This is a genomic window from Paenibacillus sp. HGH0039 (genome assembly GCF_000411255.1).
Classification (GTDB): Bacteria; Bacillota; Bacilli; order Paenibacillales; family NBRC-103111; genus Paenibacillus_F.
On record NZ_KE150412.1, the window covers coordinates 1,220,315 to 1,232,886 of the forward strand.

At 54.4% G+C, this 12,572-nt stretch carries 11 protein-coding genes; 1 reads left to right on the plus strand and 10 read right to left on the minus strand.

Translation table 11 applies throughout. From position 1 onward, the window contains the following. Positions 1-169: 169 nt before the first annotated feature. The 10 genes from dnaJ to gpr form a co-directional block, all read right to left on the minus strand. Entirely contained in the window at positions 170-1,294 is a 1,125-nt protein-coding gene (gene dnaJ, locus HMPREF1207_RS05265; protein ID WP_009675385.1) for a molecular chaperone DnaJ, read from the minus strand. 129 nt (positions 1,295-1,423) lie between these two features. Beyond that, entirely contained in the window at positions 1,424-3,268 is a 1,845-nt protein-coding gene (dnaK, locus tag HMPREF1207_RS05270) for a molecular chaperone DnaK (protein ID WP_009675415.1), read from the minus strand. A gap of 67 nt (positions 3,269-3,335) precedes the next feature. Then, entirely contained in the window at positions 3,336-3,920 is a 585-nt protein-coding gene (gene grpE / locus HMPREF1207_RS05275) for a nucleotide exchange factor GrpE (protein ID WP_009675371.1), read from the minus strand. 117 nt (positions 3,921-4,037) lie between these two features. After that, positions 4,038-5,063, minus strand: a complete 1,026-nt coding sequence (gene hrcA / locus HMPREF1207_RS05280) for a heat-inducible transcriptional repressor HrcA (protein WP_009675428.1) — start codon at positions 5,061-5,063, stop codon at positions 4,038-4,040. Positions 5,064-5,198: 135 nt separating this feature from the next. Then, positions 5,199-5,660: an N-acetyltransferase gene (locus HMPREF1207_RS05285; protein WP_009675383.1), complete on the minus strand. Its 462-nt coding sequence runs from the start codon at positions 5,658-5,660 to the stop codon at positions 5,199-5,201. 212 nt (positions 5,661-5,872) lie between these two features. After that, positions 5,873-7,024, minus strand: a complete 1,152-nt coding sequence (gene hemW / locus HMPREF1207_RS05290) for a radical SAM family heme chaperone HemW (protein ID WP_009675377.1) — start codon at positions 7,022-7,024, stop codon at positions 5,873-5,875. Between the two features lie 130 nt (positions 7,025-7,154). Further along, a complete protein-coding gene (gene lepA, locus HMPREF1207_RS05295) occupies positions 7,155-8,972 on the minus strand; it encodes a translation elongation factor 4 (RefSeq protein ID WP_009675366.1) in 1,818 nt (605 codons plus the stop codon). Positions 8,973-9,063: 91 nt separating this feature from the next. Continuing rightward, complete coding sequence (locus tag HMPREF1207_RS05300; RefSeq protein WP_009675379.1) at positions 9,064-9,576, minus strand: hypothetical protein; 513 nt, start codon at positions 9,574-9,576, stop codon at positions 9,064-9,066. 87 nt (positions 9,577-9,663) lie between these two features. After that, complete coding sequence (spoIIP, locus tag HMPREF1207_RS05305) at positions 9,664-10,875, minus strand: stage II sporulation protein P (protein ID WP_009675364.1); 1,212 nt, start codon at positions 10,873-10,875, stop codon at positions 9,664-9,666. Positions 10,876-11,066: 191 nt separating this feature from the next. Continuing rightward, the gene (gpr, locus tag HMPREF1207_RS05310) at positions 11,067-12,068 is read right to left on the minus strand and encodes a GPR endopeptidase (RefSeq protein ID WP_009675370.1); all 1,002 of its coding nucleotides are present in this window, start codon (positions 12,066-12,068) and stop codon (positions 11,067-11,069) included. Between the two features lie 203 nt (positions 12,069-12,271). Here gpr and rpsT point away from each other — a divergent pair, with 203 nt between their 5' ends. Further along, positions 12,272-12,544 carry a 30S ribosomal protein S20 gene (gene rpsT, locus HMPREF1207_RS05315; RefSeq protein WP_009675361.1) on the plus strand — a complete coding sequence of 91 codons (273 nt, stop codon included), beginning with the start codon at positions 12,272-12,274 and terminating at the stop codon, positions 12,542-12,544. The last annotated feature ends 28 nt before the right edge of the window (positions 12,545-12,572 follow it).

The window sequence follows — 12,572 nt, forward strand, 5'->3', positions numbered from 1 at the left end:
CGCGCTCCTGTGCCGGAGCGCCTCTGTAAGGGCACAACGAATTATTATACAGGAAATTGCATGATGTTCCAGTCCGAAATTTTAACCATCGGCACAAGAAAAAGCACCTTTCCGCCAGGGAAAGGTGCTTGCTTCGCAGGCTTGCGCCATGCGGTTATCTATCCGGGAATCAATCTCCGCGGAACGCTTTACGCATCCGGTCGAAGAAGGACTCCTCGTGCTCTTTCGTATCTTCTCCGCTTACTTTCGCGAACTCGCGGAGCAGATCCTTCTGCTCGTCGGTCATGTTTTTCGGCGTCACAATCACGACGCGCACGTGCTGATCGCCCTGTCCGTAGCCGCGAAGCTTCGGTACGCCTTTGCCGCGCAGACGGAAATACGTTCCCGTGTCCGTGCCCGCCGGAATCTTGAGCTTCACTTTCTCCGTCAGGGTCGGCACTTCCACTTCCGCGCCGAGCGCCGCCTGAACGAAGGTCAGCGGCATATCCAGATAAATGTCGTCGTCCCTGCGCTCGAAATATTCGTGCGCCTTCACGTGGATGACGACGTACAGGTCACCCGCCGGGCCTCCGCGCGTACCGCTTTCGCCCTCTCCGCTGACGCGCAGCTGAGCGCCGTCGTCTACGCCGGCCGGGATTTTGATGTGTATCTTGCGCTGTTTCTTGACCTTGCCGGAGCCGCCGCATTCTCCGCACTTGTGACGGATAATTTTGCCTTGGCCGTTACAGGTCGAGCAAGGACGGCGGTTCACGATACGGCCGAACGGCGTATTCTGAACCACTTCCTGCTGGCCCGAACCTTGACAGGTGGTACAAGTCTCCGGGTGTGTGCCCGGTTTGGCGCCCGAACCCGAGCACTTGTCGCAGTTTTCCGTGCGCGGAATCTGCAGGTCAAGCTCCTTGCCGAATACCGCTTCCTTGAATTCGATTTGCAGGTTATACTGCAGATCGCTTCCGCGCTGAGGCGCGTTCGGATTGCGCCGGCCGCCGCCTCCGCCTCCGAAGAACATGTCGAAGATGTCCCCGAATCCTCCGAAATCGGCGCCGCCCATGCCTCCGCCGCCCATTCCCTGATTCGGATCGACATGCCCGAAACGGTCATACGTCGAACGCTTCTGATCGTCGCTCAATACGTCGTACGCTTCTTTGGCCTCTTTGAACTTCGTTTCGGCATCGTCTGCCTTATTCACGTCCGGATGATACTGGCGCGCCAGCTTCCGGTACGCTTTTTTGACATCCTCCGCGGACGCGTCCTTGCCGACGCCCAGCACTTCGTAATAGTCCCGTTTACTCATCGCTCCACCCCCGCTGCTTTAACGGCAACCTCAACCGGATGGTCATGTCGAAACATAGGGAAAGTCAAAGCCGTTTTCGGACGGCTTTGACTTCTCTTTGTGTCAGACAGTTCCCGGTGTGAAATTCCCTTATTTCTTGTCTTTGTCCTCGTCAACTACTTCGTAATCCGCATCGACTACGTTGTCTTTCTTGCCGGCTTCGGAAGCTTCGCCTGCCGCGTCGCCCGCTCCTTGCTGCTGGGCAGCCTGCTCATACAGCTTCACGGAAAGCTGCTGGACCACTTCGGTCAGCTCTTCCGTAGCCGCTTTGATTGCAGCCAGGTCGTTGCCTTCGAGCGCCTGCTTCACTTTTTCCTTCGCTGCGTTCGCTTTGTCGATCTCGGCCTGGTCTACTTTGTCGCCCAGTTCCTTGATCGTTTTGTCCGTGCTGTAAACAAGCTGGTCAGCCTGGTTGCGGACTTCAACGAGTTCTTTGCGGTTGCGGTCTTCTTCGGCGTGCGCCTCCGCATCCTTCATCATTTTATCGATTTCATCATCGCTCAGGCCGCTGGAAGAAGTGATCGTGATCTTCTGGCTTTTGCCTGTTCCTTTATCGAGAGCCGATACGTTCACGATGCCGTTCGCATCGATATCGAAGGTAACTTCGACTTGCGGAATACCGCGCGGCGCCGGAGGAATGTCTCCCAGCATGAAGCGTCCGAGTGTTTTGTTATCGTTAGCCATCGCGCGTTCACCTTGCAGAACGTGGATTTCCACGCTTGTTTGGTTGTCCGCATAAGTGGTGTACACTTGCGATTTGCTGGTAGGAATCGTTGTGTTGCGGTCGATCATTTTGGTGAATACACCGCCAGCCGTTTCGATACCCAGGGACAGCGGAGTCACATCCAGGAGAACCACGTCTTTAACGTCGCCGGTCAGAACGCCCGCTTGGACAGCGGCGCCCAGAGCAACAACTTCATCCGGGTTAACGCCTTTGTGAGGATCTTTACCGATCAGCTTTTTGATTTCTTCGACAACAGCCGGAATACGAGTCGATCCGCCGACCAGTACGACTTTGTCGATTTGGCTTGGGGACAAGCCCGCATCGCTCAGAGCCTGACGAGTCGGGCCCAGTGTTCTTTCAACCAGAGAAGCGGAAAGCTCTTCGAACTTGGCGCGGGTCAGGTTAAGCTCCAAGTGCTGAGGCACTCCGTCGACAACGGTAATGAACGGCAGGGAAACGGTCGTTGTCAGGACGCTGGAAAGTTCTTTCTTGGCTTTCTCAGCCGCATCTTTCAAACGCTGTACAGCCGCTTTGTCCTTGCTCAGGTCGATTCCGTGCTCTTTTTTGAATTCAGCCGTCAGGTGATCGATGATCACTTGGTCGAAGTCGTCGCCGCCCAGCTTGTTGTCGCCGCTTGTCGCTTTAACTTCGAAGAAACCGTCGCCGAGTTCAAGGATAGATACGTCGAACGTACCGCCGCCAAGGTCATACACGAGGATCGTCTGATCTTCGGATTTCTCCAGGCCGTAAGCGAGTGCAGCCGCGGTAGGCTCGTTGACGATACGGAGCACTTCGAGACCGGCGATTTTACCGGCGTCTTTGGTCGCTTGACGCTGGCTGTCGTTGAAGTAAGCAGGGACCGTGATAACCGCTTGCGTTACCGGAGATCCCAGGTAAGCTTCTGCGTCGGCTTTCAGCTTTTGCAGAATGATCGCGGAAATCTCTTGAGGCGTGTAGTCCTTGCCGTCAATGGATTCCTTATGGTTCGTACCGATGTGACGCTTGATGGAGATAATCGTACGGTCCGGATTCGTGATGGACTGGCGTTTTGCCGTCTCACCCACAACACGCTCTCCGTCTTTCTTGAAGCCCACTACGGACGGAGTGGTGCGGTTTCCTTCGGCGTTAGGGATAACGACGGCTTCGCCGCCTTCCATTACGGCTACGCAGGAGTTGGTGGTTCCTAAGTCAATACCGATTACTTTGCTCATAATAATCTATTTCCTCCTTATTAGGGGTGCGTATATATGAATTCGCCGGGCCTAAAGCCCTTCCGGCTTACATGCTGACTTTAACCATCGAAGGACGGATCACTTTATCCTTCAGCATATAGCCCTTCTGGACTTCTTCCACAACGATGCCTTCTTCATAATCATCCGATTCCACCTGCATGATCGCCTGGTGAAATTCCGGGTTAAAGGGCTGGCCTACCGCTTCGATCGGCGTCAGACCCTCCTGGGTCATCAGCTGCTCGAGCTGTCTGTACACCATTTCGATCCCTTTGGTGAGAGCTTCGAAATCCTGCGTCTCGCGGCTGGAAACCAGCGCACGGTCGAAATTGTCGATGACCGGCAGCATTTGTTCGATCAGCTTAAGAGAAGCGTATTTCGCAAACTCTTCTTTCTCCTGGCGTGTGCGGCGGCGGAAATTGTCGAAATCGGCCTGAGCGCGCAGCAAACGCTGCTGGCTCTCCTCGGCCGCTTTACGAAGCTCATCCAGCTCCGCGTTCCGGCCGGAGGCCGCGCCTTCCGCATCAGGAGCCGTTGCTTCGGCAGCTTCTGCGTGTTCCGCGTCATATGTAGCTTCTTCTGCTTCCGCGGCGTTCGTATCCGGGTTGATGTTCTTTGTTTCTTCGGTACTCACTTGTCGTGTTCACCTCCTTGAAAGAGTGGACGGGCCCGCGTCTGCCGGCCACGTTTAAGTTTGCCCCAGCTAATCCCGCTTAAACTTCGTGTAGAATCTCATTGTAAGCCTGTCACTTTATTTGTACCACCTTGACAGAAGAACTTCCATATTGGCGGACAAGTGCTCGAGAAGCCGGATCACTTTGGCATATTCCATCCGTGTAGGTCCGAGTATCCCGATCGTTCCAAGCGGCTGATCGTCATACGAATAGGTCGCCGTAATCAGGCTGCAATCGTTCATAGCGGCCAGACTGTTCTCCGAACCGATCTTGATTTGAAGTCCTGTAGGCGATGAAGTCACCAATTTGAATAAAACCGGAGTTTGCTCCAGCAGATCCAAAATATTTTTAACTTTATCCACATCTTTAAATTCCGGCTGTGTCAGCATATTGGTCGTGCCGCCCAGGAAAATGCGGTCTTTCTCGTCATTCTCAAGCACGCTTTCGACCATGTTCAGAAGCTCGTGGTAGCCCACGGCGTACTTATTCAGCTCGCCGGCCACTTCCGTATAGAGCTTCGACTTAAACTGCAGCAGCGGCACTCCTTGAAGGCGTGCGTTCAACAAATTGACGACCTTCTCGATTTCGTTCATCGGCAATCCCGGGGGGATCGCGACGGTTTTGTTCTCGACATGCCCCGTATTCGTCACGATAATCGCAACGGCGGTCTTGTCGTTAAGCGGAATAATCTGCAGATGTTTCAGCGTATTGGTAAAAACCTCGGGGCCGAGCACGATCGATGTGTAATTGGTCAAACCCGACAGCATATTCGCCGTGTGCTGGATGACCTCTTCCATCTCCTGGACCTTCTCCGCGAAGAACAGCTTGACTGTCTCCAGCTCGTGAGCGTCCAGCGTACCGTGTCGCACCAGGTGGTCTACATAATAACGGTACCCTTTATGAGAAGGAATACGGCCTGCTGACGTATGCGGCTGCTCCAGAAAGCCCAATTCTTCGAGATCCGACATTTCGTTGCGGATCGTGGCCGGACTGAAACCGACATCGCCCCGTTTGGAAATGCTTCTGGAACCGATCGGCTCCGCGGAACGAATATAATCATCTACAATGGCATTCAAAATCATCCGCTGACGCTCCGTCAACATAGTAACTCCTCCTTTACATATGGGTAAACCGCCGCATAATGCGCCGATCGTGCCAATCCGCTTCGTTAGCACTCAACCTTAACGAGTGCTAATTCCTAATACAAAAATAACAGACCTTTCGGCCTGTTGTCAAGTTCAATCCAACTCCCGGAGTACCGCAATCTCGTCGCAGCAGTACTGTTTTTTACAGTGGATGCAATCGGTCCACACTTTTTCCGGAAAGATATGTTTCGGCACGATTCTGAAGCCGTTTTTCTGAAAAAATTTCACTTCGTAAGTGAGGGCCATTACTTTCGTAACGGTCAGGCGCTGCGCCTCCTCCAGCAAGGAATCCACTAGTTTGGTACCGACGCCCTGACCCTTATAATCCTCGGAAACGCCCAGCGAGCGAATCTCCACCAGATTCTCACCGAGCCTCGTCAGCGACCCGCAGCCGATCAGCGCACCTTCGTCTTCCGCGACTACAAAAGTATCCAAATGCTGCCGGACCATCTCGCGGTCTCGGGGGAGCATAATCCCCTGACGTGCATATCCTTGTATAATATGTACGAGTTCTTCTATATCGTCTTCCGTTGCTCTGCGGCAAGCCACTGTCATCTCGCATCCCACCATTCGCCTGCTGAAAATATATGAAAAAATAGGAACAAATCAAAAAAAACCACTTGTACAATTGCTATGCGGAAATAGTATATTGAATAAATATACATCAGCATGCATAATCGCACAAGTGGCTTTTTGTAAAATTTTGAATGGATTTTGAAGCGTAAATGACGAGCGTTCTCCAGCCTGGGCCACGCCCTTCCCTGCCGTTATTCGAGGAACGAAGCAAACACGTCGTTGCCGAACAAGATTCCTTGTTCCGACAAACGGATCTTGTTTCCGGCACGCTCCAGAAGTCCGCGTTTGATCAGACTGTCCAGAATCCCGCCGAATTTCTCCTCCACCGGAACACCGAATTGAGCGGTAAAATCGTCTCCGCTAATTCCTTCCAAGAGACGCAGGCCGACCATCATGAAGTCCTCCATCGCCTCCTGCTCCGTCACAGGGAATCTTTCCAGATGCGGGAGGCCTTCTTTCGTCCGGTCAATATAAGGCTGGACGCCTTTGACATTCACATGACGGTGTCCTTCGGCGTAGCCGTGAGCTCCCGCGCCAAGGCCGTAATAAGGCTGATTGCGCCAGTACGTCGTGTTGTGCCGGCTTTCGTAACCGGGGCGCGCGAAATTGCTGATTTCATACTGCCCGTAGCCCGCTTCTTTCAACCGGCGCATAATGAGCAGATACATGTCCAGCTCGTCGTCCTCGCTCGGGAGCGGAAGCTGGTTTTTGTGGTACATCGTGTGGAACAAGGTGTTCTCTTCCACCTTCAAGCTGTAGATCGAATAATGCTTGAGATCAAGGGCCAGTGCCGCGTTCAGTGTCTTCTCCATCATTTCCGGCGTCTGGTTAGGCAGCCCGAACATCAAGTCGATCGACATGTTGTCGAAGCCCGCTTTCGCCGTATTTTCCAGGCTTCGGTAAACATCGTCCGTGTTATGAATGCGGCCGATCGTCTCCAGCAGGCCGTTGTCGAACGACTGGACGCCGAACGAAATGCGGTTGACGCCGCCTTCTTTCATCGCTGTCAGCTTTTCAAGGTCCGTCGTCCCGGGGTTCGCCTCCATGGAAAATTCCAGATTCTCATGCTGAGCCGGGAAATACGTTCTCACCAGCTTCAGAAAATGCGTCATCTGATCCGGCAGCAGAACCGTTGGCGTGCCTCCTCCCACGAAGATCGTCGCGATCTTTCCGGGCGGCTGCGCCTGCACCGTGCGCTCCATCTCACGCTCAAGGGCATCCAGATAGTCCATGACGGGCTGCCCTTTAAGGACATAAGAATTGAAATCGCAGTAAAAGCATTTGTTCGTGCAGAAAGGGATATGGATATAAACCGCCTCGGGGGCGGTATAACGTGTGTTCATTGCGGGTAGTTCCTTTCCAGAAAGGGTCGGGCCTCACGGCCGTTCCTTCATTGTACTATGAAAAGCGGAAAAGATCGAAGGCAATAAAAATAGGAGCACGCGGCTCCTATTTCTCGGTCCTACACTCAACTTAGTTGTCGTCGATACGAAGTACCGCCATGAACGCTTCCTGCGGCACTTCCACGCTGCCGACCTGCTTCATCCGCTTCTTGCCTTCCTTCTGCTTCTCCAGCAGTTTCCTTTTCCGCGAGATGTCGCCGCCGTAACATTTAGCCAGAACGTTCTTCCGCATCGCCTTGACGGTTTCGCGCGAAATGATTTTCTGTCCGATTGCGGCCTGGATCGGCACTTCGAACATTTGCCGCGGGATAAGCTCTTTGAGCTTTTCGCAAATAATGCGGCCCCGGTTGTAGGCACCGTCCCGGTGAACGATGAAAGACAAGGCATCCACCTGCTCGCCGTTCAGCATAATATCCATTTTGACCAGGTTGGATTTCTTGTACCCGGAAATTTCATAATCGAACGAGGCGTAACCCTTCGTCCGGGATTTCAGAAGATCGAAGAAGTCATACACGATTTCCGCAAGCGGAATGTCGTAAGACAGCGTTACCCGGTTCGTGTCCAGGTACTCCATGTTGATGAACTCGCCGCGTTTGCCCTGGCACAGTTCCATGATCGCGCCGACAAAGTCGTTCGGCACGATGACCGACGCCTTCACGTAAGGCTCCTCAACGTATTCGATCCGCTGGGGATCCGGATAATTCGACGGATTGTCGATCTCCATGATCTCGCCGTTCGTCATCGTGATGCGGTAAATAACGCTTGGCGCCGTCGTAATAAGCGGAATGTTGAATTCGCGCTCGATGCGTTCCTGGATGATCTCCATATGGAGAAGGCCCAGGAATCCGCAGCGGAAACCGAAGCCGAGCGCGGAGGACGTCTCCGGCTCGTAAGTGAGCGACGCGTCGTTAAGCTCCAGCTTCTCGAGCGCTTCGCGCAGATCGTTGTAATCCGATGTTTCGATCGGGTACAGCCCGCAGAATACCATCGGATTGATTTTGCGGTAGCCGGGCAGCGGTTCCGCCGCCGGTTTGACGGCGTTCGTGACCGTATCCCCGACGCGCGTGTCGCCGACGTTCTTGATCCCGGCTACGACAAAGCCGACATCGCCGACGTTCAGCTCGTCTACGATGGACATGCGCGGCTTGAAGGCGCCGACTTCGATCACGTCGAAGACTTTGCCCGTCGCCATGAACTTGATTTTCGTGCCGGCCTTGATAGCGCCGTCCACGACACGCACGTACACGATAACGCCTTTGTACGGGTCGTAGTGCGAATCGAAGATGAGCGCTTTCAGCGGCTCGTCCGGATCGCCCTGCGGGGCGGGTACCTTCTGGCACACCTGCTCCAAAATTTCCTTGATGCCGATACCGGCTTTGGCGGAAGCCAGAACCGCTTCACTCGCATCCAGTCCGATCACGTCTTCGACTTCCTGCTTGACGCGTTCCGGATCGGCACTCGGCAGATCGATCTTGTTGATGACCGGGAGAATCTCCAGATTGTTGTCCAGGGCCAGGTATACGTTAGCCAGCGTCTGGGCTTCAATCCCCTGAGCCGCATCCACAACGAGCAGCGCGCCTTCGCAGGCGGCCATACTCCTCGAAACTTCATACGTAAAGTCGACGTGTCCCGGAGTGTCGATCAGGTTCAGGATATATTCCTGACCGTCGTCGGCCTTGTAGTTCAGGCGTACCGCCTGAAGCTTGATGGTGATACCGCGTTCCCGCTCAAGGTCCATCTGATCGAGAACCTGTTCCTGCATTTCACGGGACGAAAGAGCCCCTGTGAATTCAAGGATGCGGTCCGCGAGCGTAGATTTACCGTGATCAATATGTGCGATAATCGAAAAGTTTCGAATTTGCTTTTGTCTTTGCCGAATGTCAGTCATGCCTAACCCCCACACAGTTACATACAGTACCTTTTATTATATCAGTCCGGCGGGGCCGCGGCAATGCTAAACCGTTATGGGGCGTTTTGCCTTATTTGACGACCCATTCGAACATCGAAACCACGCCGTCCATCCCGCTTTGAGCGGTGATTTGCAGCAAATCTCCCAGCTTGTTGCCCAGGTGGTTCATCGATCCGGCCTCAAGCGGATCTCCCGTCCCGAGCGGACGGGGCGTCGGTTTCGGCGGGGCCGGGGTCTCCGCAGGCCGGTTCGCGCTTTCCGCCGTCCGGGCGGAACCGGCGTTACCGGCCGCCGCATCCGGGCCTGCCGCCGGGCTTGGCGCGGCAGCCCCCGGTCCCGGCGCCTGGCTTGGAACGCCAGGCTGCTGCCCGCCGCTCCGGCCGCCTCCGGTCCGGATGAACGTCTCCTCCGGCAGGGAGCCGGGCGCGGCGGGACTGCTCCCGCTTGTTCGCGCCGCTCCCCCGGAGCCGCCTCCCGGGCCCTCGATGCGGTTCATGCCCCGCGAGGCCAGGTCCACCCCGAACATGGTGCAGAAGCAAAGAATAATTCCGTATACGAACAGCTTCCAGTACCAGCGCGGCATGATGATCCCTCCGGTTCGTGATTTGAATTTTGCTTGATTGGAACAACCCCTTGTCCGTTCCGCTTCCAGCCTTTACCGCCACGCGGCTCACGACTTTTTGCCTTGCGCGGGAGCCGTTACTTTTTCCGCATCCAGAATCACTTCCGACACCGCTTTTGCCAGCAGCTCCACCGTCCGGTAACACTCCTCCAGAGAGTTGTAAGGGCCGCCGACTTCAATCAGCACGCTATTCGGCGAGAAGTTCTGATTGTAGACGCCGTTTACCTCGTGGCCTGTCTTTGCGTGAATGCCTTTGGAAACGCCGGGCGCCTTCGCTTCCAACGTATCGTGGATTTTCCCCGCGAAAGCTTCGTTTTCTTTCCACTTGGGATTGTCTCCTCCCAGAATAAAATACACCTGCGCGTAGTCTTTGCCGTTCAGCGTTACCGTCGTGCGTTTGCGTTCCTGTGAATCGCGGTGGATATCAAAGAAAAACTTCAGGTCCGGATGTGCGTTCGCGGCGGCTTCCAGCGTCTGGAGAGAATATTTATAAGAGTAGGCATATTTGAAATCTTTAATCATATTCGGGTATATGGCATCGGAATGAACGGCCCCTACCCCTTCTTTTTCCAACGCTTCCGCCAGTTTCTTGCCGATCATCGTCACGTTCGTTTTGGCATCGTAGGCTTTATCCGGATCGGTGACGCCTTTGAGCTCGGGGAGGAACGATTCGTTGCTGTGAGACTGATAAATAAAAGCGATGTTCCGGCCCGGTCCTTTGGGCTTCTGATCCGCGGGTGCCTGGCTTGGCGCGGGAGACGGGGCGGAGGATGCTTCCGGGGCCGTGCCGCCGGCTGTCCCGTTCACCGCTCCTTCCGCGGGTGTGTATTCGACCGGACTGCTTGCATCGCCGTCTTTGCCCGAGCGCAGCACGGTGCTCTTGTCCGCTTTCAGGCCGGGGACCTCCTGGGCAATCAGACTTTTCGGATCGCCGGGGTTTACATCGGTTAGGAACCGGACGGCAAAGCTCATCATATTTTGCTGGGAAAAAGTGAATTTACGGGTGTCGTTCCTCAGATGAGGGACTTCCAATCCGAGCATGTCGAGAAAAAACTGATTGGAGACCGAAGCCGCCAACCCCTTCATGGATGAAACGGGAGATGTGGACAGCCTCGATTGCAGCATGCTCCCGACTCCGAGCAGGATAAACAGGCAGAGGGTAAACAAGCTGAGCGATATCGTGGTCTTTCCGATGACTCCGGCGCTCTGGAACGTTTGGCGGATTTTGCTGAGATTGAAGGTGACGGCATTCCTTTTCATGGGGATTCCTCCTAGCGAATGGGCTTGAACATGTCCGGATTTAGGCGTCTCGCGCCTCGCGGCGGCGAATCTATCTACTCCCAATCTATGAACTTCGCTCTTTCACTAGAACTCTCTCTCCGAAAAAAATCCGCCGCCCCGCGCGCAAAAAAAAACCGGTTCCCTGAGGAACCGGCCCGGAGCTGCGCTACTTAGTGCGTATAGGCGGCCACGTTCGCCGAATCTACCGCCTCGTGCAGAGCCGCATTCAGCCCGGAAGCGATGATATTCGCGATATCTTCGATAAATTCGTCAATTTCCTTCGGGGTGACGAGAAGATCGTGCCCGAGCGGATTCAGCACCTCGCGGACAAGCGACAGCCGCTCTTGTTCCGGCAGATCGTCCAGCATGCCGAGAATCTCATGCGTGTTTGACGTCTGGGTGCGGAAATGGTGCTGCATCATGTCGATGCACGAATTTACAATCGTGGATGCGTACACGACCGTCGGCACACCGATTGCGATGACCGGCACGCCAAGTGTCTCCAGAGTCAGGCCGCGGCGTTTGTTGCCGATACCGGAACCGGGATTGATCCCGGTGTCCGCGATCTGGATCGTCGTATTCACCCTCTCCAGCGCGCGCGAAGCAAGAGCATCCACGGCGATCACGAGATCCGGTCTCGACTTCTCGACAATACCTTCGACGATTTCGCTGCTCTCAATGCCTGTCGTGCCCAGTACGCCCGGAGCAACCGCGCTGACGGGACGGTAGCCGGGGCTCACCTGGCCCGGCATCAACTCGAAATAGTGCCGAGTGACGAGGATGTTTTCAACCACGAGCGGGCCGAGCGCATCGGGAGTCACGTTCCAGTTACCGAGCCCGACGATCAGCACCTTGGAATCTTTGCCGATTCCCGCTTTCTGCAAATACTGCTCAAACACCTGGGCGAACTTTGTAGCTACACGGTCTTGGAGCTGCGTATCTTTTTTTCTCAAATCAGGCACTTCGATCGTCATATACTGACCCGGCATCTTGCCGATGGCCTGTGCCCCTTCATCGTTTAAAACCTGAATCTGGGTAATGCGCATGCCGCCGTCTTCCCATATATCCGAGACCACTCCCGGTATTTCGGGGCTTTTCCTTGCTTCGGACGCCAGTTCTCTCGCCTCGAGCGCAAGATCGGTCCGGACCGTATACGCGCTAAGATCCGCCATTAAGATCTCCTCCTGTCCATTCTGTATGACCCTAGTTTGCGGACACGGACCCTAATTTATACCGATGAACGTTCTCAGAGAGCGGGTGCGGAAAGCTCCCCGTCAGCTATTGATTTTTAAAAGTCAGCGTGTTAAAATACCTAGAGTTGTCAACAATCATGGAAAACGTTCGATTGTGTACCTGAAGTAGGAGGTGAATGTCAATGCCAAACATCAAATCCGCGATCAAAAGAGTGAAAGTAAGTGAAAAACGTCGCCTGCGCAACGCTTCCGAGAAGTCCGCTCTTCGTACAGCTGTTAAAGCTTTCGAAACAACGGTTGCCAGCAATAACGTAGATTCCGCTAAAGAAGCTCTGATCAACGCTACCAAAAAATTGGACAAAGCAGCTTCTAAAGGATTAATCCATAAAAATGCAGCTAGCCGCAAGAAGTCCCGTTTAGCGAAGAAGCTCAACGCTCTTTCCGCACAAGGCTAATAAGCAGGACCTACACATAGGTGATAAA